At 42.0% G+C, this 24,069-nt stretch carries 18 protein-coding genes and 3 tRNA genes; 3 read left to right on the top strand and 18 right to left on the bottom strand.

Going from position 1 to position 24,069, the window contains the following annotated elements:
• Positions 1-126 precede the first annotated feature (126 nt).
• The 8 genes from CLV51_RS10420 to CLV51_RS10385 form a co-directional block, all read right to left on the bottom strand.
• Positions 127-1,167, bottom strand: a complete 1,041-nt coding sequence (locus CLV51_RS10420; RefSeq protein ID WP_106527970.1) for an isoaspartyl peptidase/L-asparaginase family protein — start codon at positions 1,165-1,167, stop codon at positions 127-129.
• Positions 1,168-1,192: 25 nt separating this feature from the next.
• Positions 1,193-2,233 carry a cyanophycinase gene (locus tag CLV51_RS10415; protein ID WP_158266970.1) on the bottom strand — a complete coding sequence of 347 codons (1,041 nt, stop codon included), beginning with the start codon at positions 2,231-2,233 and terminating at the stop codon, positions 1,193-1,195.
• Positions 2,234-2,270: 37 nt separating this feature from the next.
• On the bottom strand, positions 2,271-3,674 hold the full coding sequence (locus CLV51_RS10410; protein ID WP_106527968.1) for a RagB/SusD family nutrient uptake outer membrane protein: 1,404 nt from the start codon (positions 3,672-3,674) through the stop codon (positions 2,271-2,273).
• 12 nt (positions 3,675-3,686) lie between these two features.
• The gene (locus CLV51_RS10405) at positions 3,687-7,043 is read right to left on the bottom strand and encodes a SusC/RagA family TonB-linked outer membrane protein (RefSeq protein ID WP_211301982.1); all 3,357 of its coding nucleotides are present in this window, start codon (positions 7,041-7,043) and stop codon (positions 3,687-3,689) included.
• A gap of 123 nt (positions 7,044-7,166) precedes the next feature.
• Positions 7,167-8,237 (bottom strand): FecR family protein, encoded by a 1,071-nt coding sequence (locus CLV51_RS10400; protein ID WP_106527967.1) that lies wholly within the window; start codon positions 8,235-8,237, stop codon positions 7,167-7,169.
• A gap of 79 nt (positions 8,238-8,316) precedes the next feature.
• Positions 8,317-8,868 (bottom strand): RNA polymerase sigma factor, encoded by a 552-nt coding sequence (locus tag CLV51_RS10395; protein WP_106527966.1) that lies wholly within the window; start codon positions 8,866-8,868, stop codon positions 8,317-8,319.
• Positions 8,869-9,056: 188 nt separating this feature from the next.
• Positions 9,057-9,794: an SDR family oxidoreductase gene (locus CLV51_RS10390; RefSeq protein WP_106527965.1), complete on the bottom strand. Its 738-nt coding sequence runs from the start codon at positions 9,792-9,794 to the stop codon at positions 9,057-9,059.
• Positions 9,795-9,869: 75 nt separating this feature from the next.
• Positions 9,870-10,439, bottom strand: coding sequence for a Crp/Fnr family transcriptional regulator (locus tag CLV51_RS10385; protein ID WP_158266969.1), 570 nt, complete (start codon positions 10,437-10,439; stop codon positions 9,870-9,872).
• Between the two features lie 200 nt (positions 10,440-10,639).
• Here CLV51_RS10385 and CLV51_RS10380 point away from each other — a divergent pair, with 200 nt between their 5' ends.
• Positions 10,640-13,015, top strand: coding sequence for a discoidin domain-containing protein (locus tag CLV51_RS10380; RefSeq protein WP_106527963.1), 2,376 nt, complete (start codon positions 10,640-10,642; stop codon positions 13,013-13,015).
• A gap of 237 nt (positions 13,016-13,252) precedes the next feature.
• Here CLV51_RS10380 and CLV51_RS10375 read toward each other — a convergent pair whose 3' ends face one another.
• From CLV51_RS10375 to CLV51_RS10365, 3 genes are all read right to left on the bottom strand, one after another.
• Positions 13,253-13,753, bottom strand: coding sequence for a hypothetical protein (locus CLV51_RS10375; protein WP_106527962.1), 501 nt, complete (start codon positions 13,751-13,753; stop codon positions 13,253-13,255).
• Positions 13,754-13,769: 16 nt separating this feature from the next.
• Positions 13,770-15,086, bottom strand: coding sequence for a hypothetical protein (locus CLV51_RS29085; protein ID WP_106527961.1), 1,317 nt, complete (start codon positions 15,084-15,086; stop codon positions 13,770-13,772).
• A 386-nt stretch (positions 15,087-15,472) separates the two neighbouring features.
• A tRNA-Gln gene (locus tag CLV51_RS10365) sits at positions 15,473-15,543 on the bottom strand.
• Between the two features lie 121 nt (positions 15,544-15,664).
• On the opposite strand from CLV51_RS10365, the gene CLV51_RS10360 reads away from it, so the two are divergent.
• On the top strand, positions 15,665-16,516 hold the full coding sequence (locus CLV51_RS10360; protein WP_106527960.1) for a hypothetical protein: 852 nt from the start codon (positions 15,665-15,667) through the stop codon (positions 16,514-16,516).
• A 314-nt stretch (positions 16,517-16,830) separates the two neighbouring features.
• Positions 16,831-18,432 (top strand): NAD(P)/FAD-dependent oxidoreductase, encoded by a 1,602-nt coding sequence (locus CLV51_RS10355; protein WP_106527959.1) that lies wholly within the window; start codon positions 16,831-16,833, stop codon positions 18,430-18,432.
• Between the two features lie 77 nt (positions 18,433-18,509).
• On the opposite strand, the gene CLV51_RS10350 is transcribed toward CLV51_RS10355, so the two are convergent.
• The 7 genes from CLV51_RS10350 to CLV51_RS10320 form a co-directional block, all read right to left on the bottom strand.
• Positions 18,510-18,580, bottom strand: a tRNA-Gln gene (locus tag CLV51_RS10350).
• A gap of 132 nt (positions 18,581-18,712) precedes the next feature.
• On the bottom strand, positions 18,713-18,916 hold the full coding sequence (locus tag CLV51_RS10345) for a hypothetical protein (RefSeq protein ID WP_106527958.1): 204 nt from the start codon (positions 18,914-18,916) through the stop codon (positions 18,713-18,715).
• Positions 18,917-18,968: 52 nt separating this feature from the next.
• Complete coding sequence (locus tag CLV51_RS10340) at positions 18,969-19,361, bottom strand: acyl-CoA thioesterase (protein WP_106527957.1); 393 nt, start codon at positions 19,359-19,361, stop codon at positions 18,969-18,971.
• Positions 19,362-19,528: 167 nt separating this feature from the next.
• Entirely contained in the window at positions 19,529-19,870 is a 342-nt protein-coding gene (locus tag CLV51_RS10335; RefSeq protein ID WP_106527956.1) for a TfoX/Sxy family protein, read from the bottom strand.
• A 68-nt stretch (positions 19,871-19,938) separates the two neighbouring features.
• Complete coding sequence (locus CLV51_RS10330; RefSeq protein ID WP_106527955.1) at positions 19,939-22,611, bottom strand: T9SS type B sorting domain-containing protein; 2,673 nt, start codon at positions 22,609-22,611, stop codon at positions 19,939-19,941.
• A 229-nt stretch (positions 22,612-22,840) separates the two neighbouring features.
• Positions 22,841-22,914: transfer RNA gene (locus CLV51_RS10325), tRNA-Gln, on the bottom strand.
• 109 nt (positions 22,915-23,023) lie between these two features.
• Positions 23,024-24,061, bottom strand: a complete 1,038-nt coding sequence (locus CLV51_RS10320; protein WP_211301981.1) for a glycosyltransferase family 9 protein — start codon at positions 24,059-24,061, stop codon at positions 23,024-23,026.
• Between the last annotated feature and the right edge of the window lie 8 nt (positions 24,062-24,069).

Genomic DNA, 24,069 nt, shown 5'->3' with positions numbered 1-24,069 from the left:
GAAAGTCAGGGAACCGGATTCGTACATCCATTAGCGTGACTAAGTACCTGTCTGCACATAAAAACAAAGGCTAAAACCAGCACCAGTGCAAGTTTTAGCCTTTATCTAAAAATATAATATGCCGACTTAATTCTTATAAATAAATACTTCAATTTTTCCGTCCTTCGTTACCGTACCGCGATACATCCCTTCTGTGTTGAAAGACATGGTCATGTTGCCTTGTTTATCCAACGCAATCAGGCCACCATCACCACCCATATCACCCACTTTCTTAATAACGGTGTTTCCTGCCTGCTGAACAGACAGCCCTTTATACTCCATCAACGCCGAAAGATCGTATGCTACTACATTACGGATATAAAATTCTCCCCAGCCAGTACAGGAAATGGCAGCGGTTTTATTATTAGCATAGGTACCCGCACCAATGATAGGAGAGTCGCCTATGCGACCGAATTTTTTGTCGGTCATACCACCGGTGGAAGTAGCCGCAGCCAGATTGCCCTGCTTATCTAGTGCCACAGCTCCTACAGTACCAAATTTATAATCCCTGTTTTTGATACCCAGTTTTTCCGGATTCGTATATGCGTTGGATTTAGTAGCTGCAATGGAGTCTTCCTTTAATGCTTTTTGCAGGTCGTTCCAACGCGATTCCGTTCTGAAATAAGAAGGATCCACTATTTCCAGTCCTGCTTCTTTAGCAAATTTATCTGCACCTGGTCCTACCAGCATCACATGTTCAGACTTTTCCATTACTGCCCGTGCTGCACTTACAGGATTGCGTACCACTGTTACACCTGCTACCGCTCCAGCAGCCTTTGTTTTACCATTCATAATGGCAGCATCCAGCTCATTACGGCCCTCATGGGTAAATACCGCGCCCTTGCCTGCATTAAAAAGAGAATCGTCTTCCAGTACCCGCACAGTAGATTCTACAGCATCCAGGCTGCTACCTCCCGATTGCAAAATCTTATAACCTGTTTCCAGCGCTTTTTTAAGCGAAGCCCTGTAAGCCGCTTCTTTTTCCGGGCTCATATTCTTTTTAAGAATAGTACCCGCACCACCATGAATAACCAACACATAAGAAGGTGCTGCCTTTTGCGCCACCACCGGCTGCATCCATTGCATTAAAAAAATAAAAAAGAATAAATAACAAAATCTTCCTTTCATATATCAAATCTATTTTAACGAATAATCAAATTGCCTTTTTCTTCAGCTGACCGTTTTCTACCCACCACCAATACCATGTTCCTCCGCTGGCCTTAGCGGGATCAAAATCAGACACCTGGAAACTGCCATTACCTGTAGCGGTAGCGGGAATCTCATATACTTTCATCGCCTGCCCGTTATTATTCCATTGCAATGGCTGCCCTTTCTCACAAAGCTCCGGTTTCTTTAATGTATCCGTACAAATAAAATACGCCTTGCTTACACCAAATACTTTGGCTGTTCCATGCTCATCAATGCATACAGCCGTTTTTTCATCAGGTGCTATTCCTTTTGGAAAGATACGCCAGTCTTGTATAATCCGGCTCATAAAAGTAACGTGCCGCCCCTCCCTTTTACGTGTCAGATAATGTTGATCACTGATCACCTGTTGCAGATACGGTGCGTGCAGGAAATCGTTATTATACAAGGTTACCAGCGGGTCATAAGGATTGGCCAATACAGAATCCGCTACGGCGCTGCCGCCTTCTCCACTGTAATACAATCCGCTCAGGATGGCGCAACCCGCACTGGTACCACCTACAGGCACTTTCTTTTCCTGCAGGAGATAATTAATAGCAGCATTCACTTTTGTGCCTCTCCATTGCTGCATGTAACGGGATTGATCACCACCGGCAATGAACAGCATTTCCGCCTGACGGATAATATGTGCCACTGTATCATTATCAGCTAATTCCCGCGTTGTAATATTTAAAGTCTCCACAGAATTCACCTTACCCAGCGAATCTATATCTGCATTATAACCGGCATTGCCGGATGCTGTTAATATCACCACATCTCCGCCGCCACTACGTTCCAGCATCCATTGGAAAGCGCCGTTTACATTACCACCGCCACCAATCAATACCACACCACCTTTCACCGGTGTTTGCACATCTGCTGTATCCCCAATGATACCAATAGATCCGGGGCGCCCCGGAATAACACGTTTCTGCGCTGCCTGATGACAACTCAAAAAACATATAGCCGTAACCGTTATTAATAGCTTAAAATGATCAATACCCATCATCTGAAAATAATTATATTTAAAATACGCGGCTATTATCTCAATACCCGGGGTTCTGTTGCATATTTTTATTGGCCTTCGTTTCTGCATCAGGAATAGGGAATACATATCCTTTATCGCCTGGCTTCAGCAACACCGCACCCAGGGCAGTAGTTGCATCCGCAGGGTCCCGCGTTACCGGTAAACTTCTTCTTCTCAAATCAAAAATACGATGACCTTCAAAAGCCAGCTCTTTAAAACGTTCTGTATATATAGCGGCAATCAGCGTGTCTTTACCAGCAAACGATTCCAGTGTGTAGCCTGCGATGCGGGCCTTACGCAAATCATTCAGATCAGTAGCGGCAGCCGGCAGCTTGTTTTGCTCCGCCAGTGCTTCTGCCCTGATCAGGTACATTTCACCTGTCCTGAAAAGTTTGATATCTGCCAAACCGGGATTACCACTTGTTCCGGTATATTTATTCACCAAGTATTTAGAGGTACCATCTCCCCTGGAATCATCAAATGTTATGTATGCAGGATAACGAACATCATTGGTCTGATCAAACAAATTGATCAGTTTAAAAGATGGAACATACAAGGCTTTACTTCTTCTGAAATAAAGTCTGCCAATCAGGTCATCCACACCAGCTACCTTCTTCACTTTCCATACTACTTCTGCATTTTTTGTGTCTTTCCAGATACCCGGAAAATCAGCTGCAGTTGCCAGTGGCATCGCATTAATAACTTCGGTGGCATAAGTAACGGCATCATTCCATTGTTTGTTATACAAAGCTACTCTCGCCTGGATAGCAGATACCGCAGCATGGGTAATCCTGGTATTATCGTCAAAAGACGCAGGAATCAATGTTTTCGCGAGTTGTAAGTCTGCTTCTATTTTAGTCATTACTTCTGCAAAAGTATTCCTGGCAGGTTTACCATTAATGGAACTATCCATATAAGCAATCCCCATAGCAGCAGGTGCATATGCTTCGGCATAACTCTGCAGCAATTCAAAATGACAGTAAGCACGAAGCGCTAACAATTCGCCCCTGTATTGCGCTTTTAATGCAATGTCATCTCCTTTGGCAGTTACGCGGTTAATAGCCGACAGTACCAGGTTGGCGCTGTTTATCGCTATATAATTTTCTCCGAAAGAGCTGGTAATAGTAGTGCTGCTGGGGTCTATCTTCCACCTGTAGGTAGCTACGCCGCCACCGGTGTTATTCTCAGCAGGCAATGTGCATTCATCCGTTACCAATGATACGTTGTAAATAGTATTATAGGTCAATCCGGAATAAGCGCCCAGCAGTCCACTGTTCAGGTCTGCCACATTACGAAAACTATTGCCCGGATCTATGATATTATCAGTAGGAGAAAGATCCAGCTGCTTGTTACAGGAGAGTATACACAACGGCAGTAATAACGCCAGGTAATTTATTTTATGCTTGAAATAGCGGATCATCATGATGTCAATGTTTTAAAAATTAACGTTCAGACCAATAGTGTAGGTTCTGGCACTGGGATAGTCAAACATCCCTTCACCATTGTTATTTTCCGGATCAAAACTTTTCCATTTAGTCCAGGTGTACAGGTTTTGCGCTTGTACAAACACCTGTATGCCTTGTACAAATTTTATGTTGGCCAACAATTTTTTAGAAAAGTTATAACCGATATTCACATTCCTCAACCGCAGGTAAGAAGCATCCTGAATATCTCTGGAAGAGAATCTCCTGCCGGCATTAAAGCTGGGGAGTATAGCATTATCGCCGGGTTTCTTCCACCTGTCGTACAACATGCGCACGGATTGGTTGCTGGTTGCGAAATCGGGATTTTCATTATAATAATCCTCGTTGAGATAACGCATTGTTTTATCCGCAAAAGTGAATAATGCATTTACATAAAAAGTTTTCCAGGTAAAAGCAGTATTAAATCCACCGGTAAAAGGAGGAATATAGGTACCGAATTCTGCTACACTTAAAGTAGTTTCATTGTAATCACTTGTTTTTTTACCCTGCCGGTCATAATAAAGCCCATTACCGGTTTGCGGATCTACACCGGCCCATTTAGGTGCATAATGAGAACCGTATGGTAATCCTACCCGTACGATCTGTGAATTCCGTTGTGTAAATTCATCTGCACCTCCCAGATCTGTGATCACATTTTTGTTATAGGCAAAATTGAACCCTACCGTCCAGGTGAAATCTTTTTTCCGCAATACATCTGTCTGCAGATCCATTTCTATACCCCTGTTGCGCATAGCACCGGAGTTGAGAGACTGTGTGTAGAAGCCGGAAGTAATTGATAATGGCTGATCAATAAACAGGTTGTTCGTCACTTTATTGTACACATCTGTTATCAACCGGATGCGGTTGTTCCATAAACCGAGGTCAAAGCCAACATTAAATTCTTTAGCATACTCCCAGTCGTAAGCAGGATTGCCGGGCTGCGTAGGAATAATAGCAGGATTACCACCATACTGGCCGGTACCATAAGTCCGGAAGTAACCAAACGGCGCGGTGGTAGAAAAAGGACTCGCAGAGGTACCATAGCTGGCCCTTAACCGCAGGTCATTAACAACACTCACTTCTTTCAGGAAATTTTCTTTTTTGATTTCCCAACCAACACCAACGGAATAAAATCCATGCCACCTGTTATTTTGCGGCACTGTAGAAGCACCATCATAGCGATAACTGGCATTCACCGTGTATTTGCCATCCAATGTATACCGGCCTACTCCGATGTAAGATGCTAATGCACTCTTCATGCGTCCTCCTCCCAGCAATGGGCTGAATGGAGAACCAGGTGTAATGCCGGCAGGAGTTCCCGGCAGGCGGCCATCTATATCATAACCGGTATAATCAAATGCCCGGTAGTTGTTTTTTGTAAATTCAAAATACCCGGACACTTCAAAATCATGTCGTGTTGCCACTACTTTTGAATAGGTTAAACCTGAAGTAGAGATCAATGTAAAATTCCTGGTTACACCTTCTCCAAAACTTCCTTTTGCGCCATTGTCTACGTTAGTACCGGAAAAGGAATCAGGGTTAATATAATGCTCTGTGGTAGTTTCCCTGAAATCGAGCCCCAGTCTTGTTTTAGCTACCAGTCCTTTTGCAAGTATATAGTTCAGTGAGGTACCAATAACACTCTTTAGCTGGTTGTCTTTGCTGGAAGTATTTAACATCGCTTCCAGTGCAGCGCTGCCTTCGCGCTGATCCAATACAGGATAAAGCGGATTATCACGGGTGGGCACCAGTGTACCATCAGCTGCATAAGGATATTCGTATGGCAGCGCATAATACACGGCTGCCAGCGTATTGGTGGCTTTGGCAGTAGCCTCTCTCTCAATAAAAGAAGATTGGGAATAAGCCAGGCCTACATTGATATTAGCAGATAATCTGCCTGCATTAAAATCTATATTATTTTTAAAGCTGTACCGCTTTAACTCAGATCGTCTGGCAATACCCTGCTGATCAAAATAATTTAAGGAAGTATAGAACCTGATATTATCATTACCACCACTGGCACTCAACTGATGCTCCTGGAATTTACCTGTTTGCAGGAAGAGTTTTTTCCAGTTGGTATTTATTCCACGCAAACTATCCAGTATATGATCGGACTGTTGTTGCTCCTGCGGTGTTTTAGTAGCGTAGTCAGGATTTTTTTTAGAGTTGTCCCATCCAGGCCCAAGACTATTACCGGTTTCCAGTCCTATCTCCTCTTCAAACTGCAAACGTTCCGCAGTATTCATCATATGAAACTTAGGATTAGTCATATTGGAAAATCCATATTGCGATTTATAGTCTACCGCTATTTTTCCTGATTTCCCTTTTTTGGTAGTAATAACTATCACCCCATTTGAGCCACGTGATCCGTACATAGCTTTGGCAGAAGCGTCTTTTAACACCGTAACCGATGCAATGTCAGAAGGGTTAATGCCCTGAAACTGCCCCGCTTCAATGGGTATACCATCCATTACATACAATACAGATGCATTTCCGTTAATGGTACCAACACCCCTTAATGTAACGGTGGCACTGGTGCCTGGCTGACCAGAGCCGGCAGCAACCACCAGTCCGGGTACACGTCCCTGCAATATCTGATCAAAGGTAGCCATGGGTACCTGTGTAATTTTATCGGCTCCTACCACCGCTGCCGCTGCAGTAGATTTATTCCTGGCATAATTCGTATAGCCGGTAACCGTTACTGCATTCAGCGTCTTGATATCTTCTTCCAGTGTAACATTCACCTCCCGCTTATTGCCTATTTCAATTTGCTGACTGGTATACCCTACCAGCGAAAACTGTATGGCTGTTGCATTGTCCGGCGCGCGCAGGGTATAAGTGCCATCTGAATTAGTAAGTGTACCGGCTGTGGTACCAGTAGCACGCACTGTTACACCGGGTAGCGGTAAATTATCTACCCCTTTTACTTTTCCCTTGATGATAATATCCGCCACTACCATAGTTGTTGTATTTGCATAAACAACCACCAGCCCGTTTTCTTTCAGGGAATAAGCCAGGTTAGTGCCTGTAAAAGCCTGTGTCAGCACAGCATCCAGCGTAGCTTCCTTTACGGTTACCGTTACCTTTTTATTTTCAGGTAATGTTTTATCATGAAACACAAAGCGGTAAGCTGTTTGTTGCTCTACCTTTTTCAGCAACTGCCTGATACTTGTTTCTTTTACCTGCAGGGTAATCGTTTCCTGCGCAAAACAAATAGCCTGCACCTGAAGGCAGGTTAAAAAAAGAAAGATGGTCAATTTCATAGTTAACAGCAGTTTGCTGGCGGGAACAGCTTTCCCCTTCCATTCCAGGAATACAAGTTTTAACATACCTTTGATCTTGGTTTAGTTAATGATTCATTCAGGACATTTCCTAGCCTAATTGCAGGGAAGTGTTCACAGCACTTCCCTTTTTTATTCTGGTTGATGATCTTTTATTTTTCTTTACACAGATTACTTACTGATGATAATAACACCGTTTACCATCCTGAAGCTGAAAGGATAAGACAGTTGCAATGCATCCAGTGCTTTCATGATTGTTTCACTTTCAAATGTGCCGGAATACCGGTAATTTTTCACCTCATCATCCGCAAACGTTACAGGGATACCATACCACTTCTCCAGTTTGGCAGCTATTTCTACCAGTGGTTCATTTTCAATTTCCAACCGGTTACGCACCCACGCTATCTCTTTGGCTTTATGATCCACCGGGTCGGCATCCAGCGGCATTACTTTATATGTTTGTGCTCCTGCTGCCGTCGGGGCTTGTACAGTAGCAGCATTGATAATTAGTTTCTGATTGGGTTGCAACGTAATTTTCCGCTCCGGCATTGCCTTCCAGGCCACTTCCACCTTCCCTTTGAATAAAGCCGTTTCCATTTGCCCGTTGCCCGTATAGGCGCTCACGTTAAAAACAGTTCCCAATACTTTTATATCCACCAGAGCGGTATGCACCATAAACGGGTGCTGCGCATCATGTGTTACATCAAAAAAAGCTTCTCCTGTTAACGTAAGGTCCCTGTTAACCTGGTTAAATCCTGCTGCCAGCTCCACTGTACTGTTTTTACGCAGTATAATGGATGATCCGTCCGGCAGCACCACCGTTTTCCGAAGTTCATTGCCTGCGCTGATCAGCATACGATCCGCACTATGTGGTAACTGCTTTTGGTAGAAGAGATAGGCAGTTGTTGCCAGCAGTACTATACCCGCCAATATAGCTGCATACGGCAATACACGCCGGAGAGAGATGGTTTCATTTTCGGGTGCAGCTACCAAAGCATGCTGCAACAGATCATATTGCGCTATTCCATCTTTCAGATGCCGTAGCTGTTCCAGGCGGTTGCCCTGCTTTGCAGACAACAGCTCCACCATATGCCTGGCTTCCTGTATAACCGCTTTTTTTCCAGGATACTGGCTGATCCAGTCTTCCCAAAACAATATAGCTGCATCATCTTCTTCCAGGCAATAGCGCTGGAAAGATTCATCACATGCAAAATCAACCGCTTCGTAATCCTGAAAGTTCATGTAGATAGCGCCTTTAGTATACAGACAGCATAAACGGGCACATTTCCTAAGAGATCCTGAAATTTTTTTTGGGGAGATATTATTTTAGCAGCCTTCGTAGTGTTTTGATGGCGTCATAAACGGTGTTATAGGCCGTCTTCATGCTTTGAGAGGTTTGCGCTGCAATTTGTTCGTAGGTCAGTCCCTCAAAAAATTTCAACCGTATAAGTTCGGTTTGCCGGGGTGTCAGCGCTTTCATAGCCCGGTGAAGCCGTTGCTTCAATTCTTCATCCTGCTGCACCTGGATGATGATTTCTTCATAAGACAACTCACGTTCCGACGCTTCATCGGTCATCCTGTTAACAGCTGCATGAATTTTCGACTGGTAGGTTAGCTGGTCAATCAGGTGCCTTTTCAGGGCGGTAAATAAATAGGCCTGCACATTACTTACTGGTCGCAGGGTTTGCTGTTTGCTCCACAGCTGCAAAAACAGCTGCGTGATACAATCTTTCACCAGTTCATCATTGCCACATATTTTCAATCCAAATCTCAGCAGATGCGCATAGGTATTATTATACAGTGCAAAAAACGCCTGTTTGTCGCCACTTCTCAGGCGCTCCCAATGAATACAGTTGTCTTCTTCATAAGACATAGATACAGGTCGTTATAGTTTTGATGGGTGCGGCTTCCGCAGCGTGTTGCGTTAATGTTGCTATCATTCGCAACAAAATAAGTAATCTTTTTATGGGGAGTGTATAAAATATATACTACATACTCAAAAGCGAAAACAATATATACATTGTTTTCGCTTTTGAGTACCAGCCTTATACTGGCAGAAAGCTACCACGGAATCAGTTTATTATCATGTGTAAAAAAGCTGCCAACAGGTACTTCTTCTAATGCTGTTCTGGTAATAATAGCGGCACCTTCAGGTACTTCCAGGTACGCATGTTGTGTGCCCATGTCTGTTTTCACCCAACCCGGGCTGATCACATTTGCTGTTATGTTGGTGTCTTGTAAAGCTTCCTGCAAATAAATAGTAAACAGGTTAACCATTGTTTTGGAACTATTGTAACCAAACTTTTTAATATGGTATAATGGAGAATTACTGTCAGCATGTAATTGCAGACTACCTAATTCGCTACTCAGGTTAATGATGCGGCCCTGAGCGCTCTTCCGCAATAAAGGCAGCAGGGCTTGTGTTAATTGGATAGTGCCCCAGACGTTCACATCGAAAATATTTTTGAACTGCTGAACATCTGTATCCAATAAAGTATTGGATATTCTACCGGCCCTTTCACCGGTAATAGCCGCATTATTTATGAGGATATCCAGTTGACCATACTTTGCCGCAATCCAGTCGTGAGCGTTTTCCACTTGCCTGGCATCACTGATATCCAACGGCAGAAATACAGGTGTTAAACCTTCCTGTTGTAATTGACGGACAGCTTCCTGTCCTTTATCAGCATCACGGGATGATACAATCACCTGTATACCTTTCTGTAATAATTGTCTGGCTGTTTCTAATCCTAATCCCCGGTTAGCACCAGTGATGAGCGCAATTTTTGTATGTTGCATATGAGAAATGTTTTGTGATACAAATCTCACCCACAACAGGCTTCCATTAATTGCCCTAAGACAATTAATACAATTTTATAAACGTTTACGGCCGCGCAACCGGCTAAGAGAAGTAGGCGTAATACCGATAAAGGAGGCCAGGTATTTAAGTGGTACCCGTTGCATATACATAGGGCTCTCCAGTAAACGATCATATCGTTGCTGCGGTGTATCCAGCAAGAGAGAGGTGGCCCTGCACATGATACCTACCAGTACTTCTTCCATCAGCTTACGGCCAAAGGCCTGAAATCCCGGAATAGCTGTATATAACTGCTGCAAATCCTCATGCTTAATGATGGCCATCTCACTTTTCTCCAGTGCCTGTATATAATACCGGGAAGGTTGCCGGGTAAGAAAACTGGCAGGTTCTATCACCAGCGTATCTTCAAAAGCCAGCCAGGTAGTGGTATCCTTGCCGCTTTCATCTAATGCAAATAAGCGGAAAGCACCGTGTAGGTTAATGGCCAGCTCACCACATACTTGTCCTTTCTTCAGCAATATGGTATCTGCCGCCACGGTCCGGAACACAAATTTCTGTTGAACGCTTTCCAGCAATTCGGTTGATAATTCGCAATAGTAAGTAATGAAATCGGTGAGTTTATCCAATGCTGAAATGAATTATAAAAGACGAATATAATTACGCTAATGTAGCAATTCCGGGCGCTTAATTACACAGTCATCTGTTATCAGCTGCAAGATAACCTGATCTGATCAGGCGTCATTTATGTCTGCCATCTATTCAAATAGCATTATACATCGGTAAATTATCACACAGTACAGGATAATAGAAACCTTATTTTGTACCTATGTTTAAAAGGCTAATGATAGTATGCTGTCTGTTCCACACAATCGCGATAAAGACTTACAGTATAAACGCAATAAAAATTACATGCACCGACACCATCCCAATCAACGGGAAGGATGCGGGTCGCATATTTGAAGGTATAGGTGCCGTTAGTGCAGGCGCCTCTTCCAGGATGCTCATCGATTACCCGGAACGTTACAGGAACGATATCCTGGACTATTTGTTTACACCCAAATTTGGTGCAGGGTTTACTTATCTCAAAACAGAAATTGGCGGAGATGGAAATTCTACCTGTGGTGCTGAGCCCAGCTTTGCAAGGACAAGGGAGGAAATGGCAACCCCTAATTATAACAGGGGTTATGAGTACTGGCTGATGAAAGAAGCGGCAAAAAGAAACCCAGCTATTGAACTGGATGCCCTGGAATGGACGATGCCAGGATGGTTCAATGGCTTATGGTCTGCTGATAACGCTGCGTACCTTCTTAAATTTATAGCAGGTGCGAAGCATTGGGGATTGAATATGAAATATATTGGTGGTTGCTGGAATGAACGTGAATACAACAGGGATTGGATAGTAAACACATTACGCCCCCTTCTGGACAAAAATGGTTTATCACATATGAAAATCGTTGCGCCGGAAGGAGCTGGAGAATCATGGGCCATATGTGACCAGTTGATGAAGGATCCGGCATTAACAAAAGCACTTGGCGCTGTGAGTTATCATTACCCGGATTCTTATATGTGGCGGGAAGGTACCTCTCCGGCCGGTGAAAATGCTTTTAATTGCGGCTTACCCTTATGGTCAGGAGAAGATTTTTCCTTAGGGGGAAATTCCTGGAAAAACACTACCTATCTCGCTAAAAACATATTGAAGTGTTATATCAGGCAAAAAATAGTAAAAGTAAATATGTGGTGTCCCATTGCCTCCATGCCCGATAACGTCTGCTTTTCCAGCGTAGGCATCATGAAAGGTGTTACTCCATGGTCCGGTTATTATGAGGTATGGCCTACAGTATGGGCCGTGGCGCATTTCAACCAGTTTGTGCAACCAGGATGGCAGTTCCTCGACAGCGGCTGCGGATTATTACCCGGAAATGGCGCTTATTGCACTTATAAAAGTCCGGGTACCCAGGGCGATTACAGCATTGTAGCCGTAAGCGGCCATGTTCCACAAACACTCACCTTCAAGGTATCCGACCTCTCCAAAGGAATATTGCATGTGTGGAAATCTGATAGCAAAAATCAGTTTATAAAACAGGCGGATATCAAACCGGTGAATGGTTTATTTACCTTACCACTGGAGGCCGAAAGCATTTATTCCATCACTACTACTACCGGTCAGCAAAAGGGCGTACATACCATACCGCAGGAAGCAGCCTTCCCCACATCATACACAGACGATTTTGAAAAATATGCCCTGGATCGCGCTCCGATGTCGCCCAATTATTTCTACGATAACTCCGGCGCCTTTGAAATTTACCAGGGCCCGGACGGGAATAAGTGCCTGAGACAGGTACTCAGAAATGATATCACTCCCTGGATACCGAATGAATGCGCATTTACCTATGTTGCACAGCATACTGAATGGGAAAACGGTGAAGTATCTGCTGATGTAATAGTAGAAGAAAATGCTTTTAACGGAACAGGATATGCCGGCATTATTGCAAGAGCATCTTATGATAAATCTTCACAAGCCAAAATTCCACTGGGGTACAGACTGAACATCTATAAAGATGGAACATGGAAATTGCTGACAAAAACAGATACGCTGGCCCATGGCAATATAGATGCCAGTACCTGGCATCGTCTCAAACTTATATGTAAAGATGGTTCCATACAGGCATTCATTGATAATCAACAGGTAGCTGATGTCCGGGACAATACTTATTTATTGGGAGCAGCAGGATTTGTTGCTGGCTTTAATTACGCCAAATTCGACAATACAAGTATTAAATACACCCCAATAAAAGGTCAGTTATTGTCTGATTGGAAATCAGCCACTGCTTCCTCTGAATTAGTAGGATTAGAAGCCGTGAATGCTTTTGACGGCAACTCACTCTCCAGGTGGTCTGCCGCAAATGCTGATACCCCACCGTGGTTGAAAGTAGATCTTGGACGAAATTGCCGGATCACCCGCTGTGAAACGTTCACAAATTTTTCGGATAAGGCCTGCAGTTATATACTGGAGTATTCCAACGACAATGTGAACTGGCAAGTGTTTGCAGATAAAAGGAATAACAAACAGGTGTTATATCCATGTTCCGTTGATAATAACAAAGTAATGGGAAGATGGATTCGTATTACCCTTACACCCACTGCTGATAAGGCATTAGCGAATGTGTATGCACTTAAAGTATATGGCAGTTATGTAAAATAAAATAGCATTTCATCAGGGGAATATGCCTTTAGAGGAAAAGAAATAAAAAAGCCAAAATCTGCTACCATTCATGACCCGATTTATATAAGATTATTAAGGTTGAAGGAACTACTGGATGAAATTAAAATATAGATGGCAAGAAAAAGAAGATACTTATAAATATAATTGGGAGGAGATAATACAGTCTCCTACCAATTATATTTGTAAGTAAAGTATCTAAACCCACATTAAAATTAATTATCGTATAGGCTTCCCGATTCGAATAATTAAAGGTTTTAGAAGAAATAAGTGATTAAGAGGATAGCTATCAAAGGTCAATCCGTCATTTATAATATTAGCAAATTCTTCAGATCTTATTTTCTCCATACAATCAACATCAAAATAATAAACAACCGGGATGAGAATAGAGTAATAGCTATTATTCTTTACTACTGGAAAGAATCTCTCCCACTTAATGGACTCAAAAACCCATACCTTATTTATGATATCATTTTTTAAATCGACTGGGAAATTTTTTGAAAAGATAATATCTTTTTTCTTCCCTTTTTTATTGAAAGAGATTATAAACGAAATGGAGGAAGATTTGCATTCTTCCCTCAATTCTCTTGAAAAATTTATATTATGTACTACTTTTTTGGTTAATGAATCAAATTCTTGCTTATAGGATTCATTACTCTGGGCAGACAGCCTATTGCTAAATAAACAGGCAAAAAATATTAAAAAGATATATCCTTTCATTGCTAATAATTTATTGTTAATTACATTTTATACCAGATGTCCCTGCTTTATATTTAGTATTGGTATCAAGTATTTTTTTAGCGGCTGCAGGATCTTTTCTCACTAATTCAGACCATGCATAAGATTCATGCACGCCTCCCCAAGCTAATGCAGTAGCATCGTCATTTGAGATTGTAGGGTAGACTTCTTTTATCCCGGCGGCCATTTTATCAATATAGAATAGACCCATGTCATTATGATCAAGTAGTTTATTTTCGTTTACAGCTCTAAAGTAACCGTGAATCACCTCGTGCAAAATTGTTGCTGCTACATATTCTTTAGATGAATTCTTTAAATCAGTTGTATTGAGAGTTATCGTTAAATTCCTATAATCTCCTGAAACACTTCCCCCATCAGTTTCGCCATCTTCTCCAGGTTTTAAATTTGCTTCAACAAAATCTAAATTTAGTTTATCTGAACTTCCAAATATATTATTAAGTATTTTACTTACTGTATTTTGTAATGCATCATTTCGCACCTCAGCAAGCGTAGAACTAAAACAAGGCGTCTTAAATTTATCATTAATGTCCTTAACGCTGTAGTTGCCACTAGCACCACCACCTCCACCACCTCCACCACTATAATCGGGGCCATCACCACCTGTACCATCAGTTCCACCACCACCACCACTGGCACCACCGCCCGACATATCCAAAGCACATTCAGTTTTTGTATATAAGTAGGTGGTCCCTTGATATTCCCCACCATAATAAACATCCTGGTAGAAATCCGTATCTGTACAGGAAAAACCTTCTGTTTTTACCCCTGTCTTTCGAATACTTACAGATGTTTGGGATCTTGTCGAAATCCCATTGTTGTAGATATAACTCCGTTTAATATTTCCATTCCAATCAGTAACCAAAATTCTTCCATCAAATCGACCTGCCATGGATTTACCTGATGGTATCTTATAGACTACCTCAGCTACCATTTTTCCGGCAGTATTTTTAAACATGGATAAGAAAGACTGAGAAATAAATGTTTTCTTCGTTTTACCACCATCTGTGGAGTAGTAAATTTTATGTGGAAACAACAATGGTACTTTAACCAGTTCGTAAGACTGGACCTTCTCAATATTAGGGCTATTCCAATCTGTTTTCTTATCTAGTGAAAATCCATTACTTTCAATGGCACCCAGTGTTTTTTGTTGATTTACCACATTATTATCAAAATATTTTTTGGCTTCTGTTATCAAATCCGTTTTCTGTGGTGGGGATTCTTGTTTTTTACAAGCGTAAAAGGTAATTACACAAACTGCAAGAATTGCAGTAAACACAATTAATTTCTTCTGCATACTCGACATCATTAGAGGTCAATAATAATTATCAATTGAATGATGTTACTCTCGGGAAGTTTCCATAAGCTAACCATAAGAGAATATAGGAAAACTCGGATTAACGATTAACGATTGGAATATAATGATTTTTTTGATTTCCTGAAAAATTAATAAAGCTAATATACCAGGTAACATTTTTAAATACACCTGGGTCATTCCAGTCAGGAGGAAATACAGTTATTTCAGACCGCGAGCACCCATTGGTAATTCGTGCATACAACGAGTGGTTGTGGACCACCGCTCTGTCTATCTTATAACTTTTTCGAAAACTTTTTCGAAAATCAGTCAAAATGGAGAGGGAGTAAAAAAGAAAAACTCGCTACCAGAGCGAGTTTCATTCAAAGTTGCCTGACCTGGATTCGAACCAAGACAAACAGAGTCAGAGTCTGTCGTACTACCGTTATACTATCAGGCATTGTTAAATCAGGACCGCGAAATTATAACATTTTACGAAACAAACAAGAGTTTTAGCAAAAAAAATCAAAAAAGGCCATCAGAGCACCTGTAGCGCCGCACTTTTCTGTAAATTACAAGCTATGCGTGCGCTCATTCTACTCATCAGCATCTTTTTTCTCTTTACAGCCCCTTCTTTGGCGCAATCGCCCAAACCGCAGCTGCTGGGCAACGTAGTATCAGATAAGCTCACAGAAGCCTCAGGAATCGCTTCCAGCACTACACTGCGTGGATGCTACTGGACGCATAATGATAGCGGCAATAAACCGGAAGTATTTCTAATCAATAGCAAAGCAGCATTAATCAGCACCATTAAACTCGATGGCGTGAGCAACCGCGACTGGGAAGACATTGCAGAAGGCATAGGCCCCGTAAAAGGTAAATATTATGTTTATGTTGGAGATATAGGCGACAACTACGGCATCCGGAAACATATACGCATCTATCGTTTTGCAGAGCCGGAAAAAATGCCGGCAGAGAAAGTGCACATCACACCCGATATACTAACCCTCTCCTTCCCTAACGGTGCACGCGACGCAGAATCGCTGATGATAGATCCTATCAGCAAACAGATATATATCATCAGCAAAAGAGAACGACAGGTAAGTTTGTATAAAACCGATCGGTTGTTTTTTAAAGATGGCGATGAAACAATCCTGGAGAAACTCATCAAACTACCTTACACCTGGGTTACAGCGGGAGATATTTCTAAAGATGGTCATCATATTGTGATCAAAACGCTAACAACCGTTTATTACTGGCACCGCAACAATAACGAAAGTGTAGAACAAGCCATGGCTAAGCCTGCAAAGGAATTACCTTACGTAATCGAAAAACAGGGAGAAGGCATCACTATTACACCGGATAATGACGGATATGTTACTATCAGTGAAGGTGAAAACACCCCGGTATACTACTACAAATGGAAATTCTGAGGAATTTCACCCTGCTTAATACTCCCTTCTGCTGACGTCCCATTTCAGTAGTATCCTTTATACTTGTATAGTGCAGGCAGTCTTCACCGTATGCTGCTAACCCACTGATCAGCAATACCCTCAAAACAGGTGGTCTCATTGCCGGGATAACCTGTCATAAACCATTACGATATGCCAACGCCTAGTAATTTCCACCATTCCCGGATGCGGGGAACTCCACTCCGCTACATCATTTCAGACAATTGTATTGATCGAACGTGACCCTCCGGGTTACACCTCAAAAAAATCTTTTCTTCAACAACCTCATTCTTCTCATGCAAAAGAAAGCTATTATCATTGGCGCCGGCCCTGCGGGTCTGACCGCCGCCTATGAGTTACTCCAACGCACCTCTATCATCCCGCTGATACTGGAAAAAAGCACCGACATCGGGGGCATATCAAAAACAGTTAACTACAAAGGTAACCGCATTGATATTGGCGGACACCGGTTCTTCTCCAAATCCGACCGCGTAATGGAATGGTGGATGAACATGATGCCGCTGGATAAAGAAGCAGCAGAAATATTCTCTATCAGTTACCAACAAAAAACACGGGAGGTAAAAGCATCCCGCAGCAACACTGATACGGATACACTGGTAGCCCGGAATCCCGATCTGGTCATGCTTGTAAGGAAACGCCTGTCCCGCATCTACTTCCTGCATAAATTTTTTACTTACCCCATTCAACTATCTATTGATACACTCCGGAAACTCGGTATACCCACTACCGTTAGTATCATGTTCTCTTATCTCCAGGCACAACTATTCCCAAGAAAAGAAGAAAATACACTGGAAGATTTTATGGTCAACCGCTTCGGTAAAACCCTGTATAACCTCTTCTTCAAAGACTATACAGAAAAAGTATGGGGTGTTTCCTGCAAATCTATTTCTGCGGAATGGGGCGCCCAACGTATCAAAGGAATATCTATCGGTAAAGCTATTGCACACGCAATAAAATCTACCTGGGAAGCAGGCAGGCCGAAAAATCTCTCACAAAAAAATGTAGAAACAAGTCTCATTGAACAGTTCCTTTATCCCAAACACGGGCCTGGTCAGCTTTGGGAAGAAGTAGCCCACCAGGTAACCGACAAAGGCGCTACCATCCTGATGCAGCATGATGTAAAAAAGATCCACACTGCCGGCAATCTCATTACCGCTATTGAAGCGCTGGATCGCACTACCGGCGAAACAATCCTGCTGGAAGGAGATTTTTTCTTTTCCACAATGCCTGTGCAGGAATTAATTGCCGGCATGGATGCAGATATCCCCGCAGATGTACGGGAAGTAGCAGCAGGACTGCAATACCGCGACTTCATCACCATCGGTATCTTACTAAAAAATCTCAGTTTTGAAGATAAAAAAACAGGCGAACAAAAACCGCTCGCACTAAAAGATACCTGGATCTATATCCAGGAAAAAGATGTAAAAGTAGGCCGGCTACAATTGTTCAATAACTGGAGTCCCTATATGGTAAAGGATCCCGACACTACCTGGGTAGGTATGGAATACTTCTGCAATAAAGGAGATGATTTCTGGGAACTGTCTGATGAAGAAATCAGACAAACAGCTATACACGAACTCTGTAAAATTGGTCTTGCCCGCCAGGAAGATGTACTGGACGCTACTGTACTGAGAATGGAAAAAACCTATCCCGCTTATTTCGGCACCTATAACCGCTTCGATGAAGTAAGAAATTATATCGATTCCTTCGAAAATCTTTTCCTGGTAGGCCGCAATGGCATGCACAAATACAACAACTCTGATCACTCCATGCTCACCGCCATGGTGGCCGTGGATAATATTTCCAATGGCATTGTTACCAAATCAAATATCTGGTCTATTAATACGGAACAGGAATATCATGAGGAGAAAAAATAACTGCGGGGCAAGGATATTTGAGATTTTTCAGGATATAAAAAAGGAGAAGATCTTTGAAGATCTTCTCCTTTCTGGTGTTGCCCAACCAGGATTCGAACCTAGACAAACAGAACCAAAATCTGTCGTACTACCATTATACTATTAGGCATTGTTTAACGGGATGCAAATGTAGTTTTTTTTTAAAACAAAACAACTACTGTTTAAAAAAACTTCGAAACAGCAGTAGAATAAGCTGTTTACACAGCCCTGATGAACTACATCAGCATACTGATAATGATAACTATTTCACCGAACCGGCTGCAATACCAATAGCCATGGCATCCTCCATACCACCTACAGCTGCATCTTTCACCTTATATCTTTTGCCTACATCCTTACGCAAATAAAAAAATGTGTAGGTAGCAGCAACAGCTGCCAGCGTACCTATCAAAGCACCACGCCACGCCTTATCACCTTTTGCCTGGTATAAAGTAGCGCCTACCAATGCACCGGAAAGCGCTCTGCTCTTTAGTATGTTCGGTGGGTTGAATATAGGGCTATTCCTCTCTTAAACGTTCATCTGTATAAGTGATAGCTGTTTTACCATGTGCTGCAGGCTTACCATGTTCATCTACACATACAAATACAATCCTGTCTATCGTAAGAATGCTTTTATGTGTGATCTTGTTTCTTACTTCGCAAGCCAATGTAAGTGAGGTTCTGCCAAATTGAATGGCCTTTATTCCCAGTTCCACAATATCGCCCTGGCGGGCAGAGTTGATAAAATTTATTTCAGACATATACTTCGTTACACACCGGTTGGTACCCAACTGAATGATAGTATAAATAGCAGCTTCTTCATCGATCCAGCGGAGTAAACTGCCGCCAAATAAAGTCCCGTGTGCATTCAGATCCTCCGGCTTTACCCATTTCCGTGTGTAAAAGTTCATGACTCGTTAATTTTTACCATGACAAAGCTGCAAAGCTATTCCATTCCTGCATACAATAGACAACTTTTCCCGGAGAGCAGTAAACACGTATAGCCTTCTCCGTTATACGATAATTAAAAGATCCGGTTGATACTGTAAGCAGTATCAACCGGATGGTATATATAAATTTATTTACCTGTTGCACGTCTGCCGGCTGCTATACCTTGTTTGGCCCATTTACGCATAGCCTTTGCATCTTCATACACATCTTCCGGTGCACTGCGGTAATGCTGATGTATCACTGTTCCATCTTTACGGGTAGATGTCAATGAATCGCTACCGGCAGCATCCCATACCAGGTCACTCTCATCATCTGATTTAAACCAGATAACGCCTTTATCTAAAAAGGCAAACAGGATACCATCGCAATAAAGTGTTTTTCCATCCATCATAGCATGACTGGTAACTTCACCCATGGGCTGCAATGATTTTTTTATCCAGTCTATCAGCTGTTCTTCCGTTTTATTCATGGTGACAAAATTATGTATAAAATTAACAGGGACAGACTCGTTTTGTTCTTTGGGTGAGTATTAAAATGCTAATTTAAAAGCATAAACGTTCCTTTTTGTTGGAACACCTGTTCTTCTTTACCAAAATAAGCGTACTTAATGAGATAAACATAAGTCCCAAATGGCTGCACCTGACCTTTAAAGCGCCCGTCCCAGCCTGTTGCCATATCATTTGTTTCAAAAAGCAGTTCACCCCAGCGGTTAAAAATCAATAATTTATATGTAGCCACTCCTTTCACTTTTGCTCTGAACACATCGTTTCTCCCATCGTTGTTGGGCGTAAAAGCATTCGGCACGTATAAAGATTGATCATAAGATAGTTTGATATTTATTGTATCTGATTTGATACAATTCTTACCAGTAATAGTGGTAACAATATAAGAGGTAGGCTGTAAAGGCTTTGCAAGAGGATTTGCGCAATTTATACAGCTTAACCCTTCTGATGGTGTCCATAAATAATCCGGAGCATTAATGGCTGTTAGCTGTAATGTTTCACCGATATTAATAGTGACATCATTATTTAATATTCTAACAGGTGGTAGCGTAAGATTGCTGATAGTAAGTGCTGTTCCTATATTACAGCCATTGACATCTACAATTTTCAGATCATATGAACCCGCTCCCAACTTTTCAAACGTTGAAGATGGTGCTAAAATATTATTCCAGTAAAAATTATATGGAGGCTTACCACCTGTAACCGTTACTGACACCTTGCCATCCATGCGGCTACATAACTCATCTTCTTTCGTTATTTGCATATCCATTACTGATGGGGCTATCAGTTTTAGTAACAAACTATCTAAACAAACTGCATTACGTGTATAAACAGTATAAGTACCTGAAGGAAGATTGCTAAAGGTGGATGTTGTTTGATAAGGTTGTCCTTTAAGCGCAAATTCAAAAGGGGGTACTCCTTTCTGCACCTGCACATCAATGATACCATCCTGCAAACCATTACAAGTAGGAGGTGTTGTAATGGCCGATGTATTAATCATCTTGTCTTTATCTACCTTCACTGTCAGCGCATCAGACAACTCACAGCCGGATTGATCCTGTACTTTCCATGCATAGCTACCAGCCGGTAGTTTATCATAAACATTATTGGTGCCCTGACTTGTTCCATTCAGATAATAATGATAAGGTTGGGTTCCACCACTGGTATTCAACTCAATTTTACCCAGGGAATGATTACAATCAATATCTGTAATAACAGGATCTTGCACCAGCGTGGTTACATTCACCTGTATAGCGTCAGTAGCAGTGCAGCCTCCATTACTTACTTCCACGGCATAGGTGCCTGATTGATTAACTGTAATTTTTTGTGTTGTTGCGTTACTGCTCCATTTATACGAATTGAAACCCGGCCCGGCATCCAATGCTAAGCTTACCCCATTGCAAATGGTTGTATCAGCCCCCAGATCTACTTTTGGCAGAGGTAGCACTACTACATTTTTACAAAAAGCGCTTTCTGTCATCAATAATTCATTCATCAACAAATTAATAGTGTATTTACCAGGTTGGTTATATGAAAAAACCGGCGGTTGTTGCTGATTAGAGGAAGGCAGGCTGGCATTATTACAATTACTAAATACGAGCCTGGATAAAGTATTGTTGCGGACATTGGTAATAAAAGCATACAAACTATTGCCTTCTCTGAAGATAGTGGAAATAGAATGTGGAAAATTCAACCCTCCTCCTGTCGCCAGTGTAGTACCGGATAACCCCGGTACTACACTCGTAATACCATCTTTAAAATCTATCCTTGCCAAATCATTAGAAGAACCGTTTGCTACCAGCCCGAATATATTTCCGCAATCATGTATCAGACATAAATCTCTTGGCCCGTTCAAAGCGCCGCCTGGATTACCCAGGTTTACACCTGTAGGAGTATTTGCGAGTGAATTACCTAAATCAAGTCTGGATATAGTACTGGAAGACTCATTCGTGATGAAAATATGCCAATTACCTTTTTCCTGTAAAGCAAATATTCCGGTGGGATGATTCAGATTACCAAGATTACCCAGATTTGTAGCAATAGGTGGGTTACTGAATGAGGCACCAAAATCAAAACGGGTAATGGTATTGTTATAGTAATTAACCGTAAATCCATACCATTGATTGTTTTCCTGTGTAACATACAAATCAACAGGGTAGTCCAGATTACCGATGTTCCCCCAATTTATAGATCCTGTCGCAGGATTTGATAACGAAGCACCAAAATCTATCCTTACAATACGGGCGGTGCTGGGGTCATTTCCACCTACTACTATTAAATGCCATCCATTTACGTCCTTTACTAACTGCAAACCTTCTGTAGTATTTGATAACATTCCGTTAAAAGTTCCCAGATCCTCCGCGGTTGGCATATTCAACAGGTTATTGCCAAAAGTAAGTCTTACCAGGTTACCTGTATTGTTAGTGAAAAATGCATAATAATTACCTCCTTCTTTGGCAGTAACTAAAAATACCGGAAGACTCATTAAACCACCTACATTACCCAAATTAGTGACCTGTGGCGGATTATACAGACCGCCTGAACAAAAATTCCAAAAAAAAGAAGAACCACCAACAGATGTATTGTTAATGGGAACCGGTGTATTCACACATACTGTATCCGGTGCTGTAAAACTGGCCTGGCTAAATAAACGACTATGGGTTAAACAACACAGTACTGTACAAAGTATTAATAGGGATCTACGCATTCTAATAATGGATTATGCTTCTCTTCAACCAGTAAATTAACTATCTATTTCAAATAATACAAATACAACTGACGATAGCGTCTTTTGTAATGGCTTTCCAAAAAAATCATCTTATATTATTAACAAGGCTGAATGTAGGTAACAAATTCAATATTGTTCAGCAGACAAAACTGAAAAGCAATTGACGGGAAAATAAAAAAGGAGAAGACCTTTAAGATCTTCTCCTCTCTGGTTGCCCAACCAGGATTCGAACCTAGACAAACAGAACCAAAATCTGTCGTACTACCATTATACTATTGGGCAATACCCTTGTTGTTTGGGATGGCAAAAGTATAACTTTTTTTATTCCTGCAAAAAAAAGTTGCAATATTTTTCAAATATCTCTGTAAACCCTTGTCAGATAAGGATATTATTAAAGTGCTCCTTTTACCTTTGTTACTATCTGCTCCGGTTTTATCCACTCCATACAGGCATGATCCCCTCTGAAACAGGGCTTATTGCCAAATACAGAGCAAGGCCTGCAAGTCAGATCCCCGATCTGTACAGCATTTTCCGGCAACTGTGCATAACCCATAAAACCGGCAAAAGGGTGTGTAGCGCCCCAAACGGATACCACCGGCACACCAAACAGCGATGCCAGGTGCATATTGGCGGAATCCATGCTAATCATGACATCCAGCTGACTAATGATCGCCATTTCATCCGACAGGGAAAAACGTCCTGCCACCATGATGGCAGATGGATATTTGGCTGCCAGCATGGCAAGCAATGCTACTTCCTGATGGCCCCCACCAAAAAGCAACACCTGCTGACCCGGCTGTGCTACCAGCATCTCCAGCACGATAGTGATCTTTTCCAAAGGGTACATCTTTTCGCGGTAAGTAGCAAAAGGAGCCAATCCTATCCACTTTCTCCCCTCTTTAAGACCAGTAACAGCAATGATGGAATCGTGCAAAGGTTGAGGCTGAAAAACGGCTTTATGGCCCATTTTGCAATGAAGCCCCAATTGCCGGAATACGATAGCATAACGCTCAATAGTACTGGTAAGCGGCTGCATTATCTTGTTCTCCTTGCGGGTCAACGCCTTCTTCCCTGCCCGGCCCTTATCTATGGAAGCCACCGGTGTACCACTTAAACGGAAAAATGTACGTAGTATCTTTGATCTTAATACATCGTGCAAATCGGCTACAGCATCGATATTATGCGCTTTTTTGATAGCCCGGAACAAACCGTATAATCCCTTTACGCCTTTATGAACGCCCTTTATATCTGCCGGGAAGAACGTCAGCCGCGGAATACCTGCACATAAGGCTCCCCAGTTTTTGTTGGTCACAAAAACAATCTCCACATCCGGGTTATCTTCCAACACCTGTTTCATCACAGGTATCGTCATGGCTACATCGCCCATGGCAGACAATCTTGTAGCCAGTATAGTTTTAGTTGTGCCCAATGATTGCA

Origin of the sequence: Chitinophaga niastensis (genome assembly GCF_003014755.1) — a bacterium.
GTDB lineage: Bacteria > Bacteroidota > Bacteroidia > Chitinophagales > Chitinophagaceae > Chitinophaga > Chitinophaga niastensis.
The sequence above is the reverse complement of the archived record's forward strand: the minus strand, read 5'-3'. Positions and strand labels throughout refer to the sequence as shown.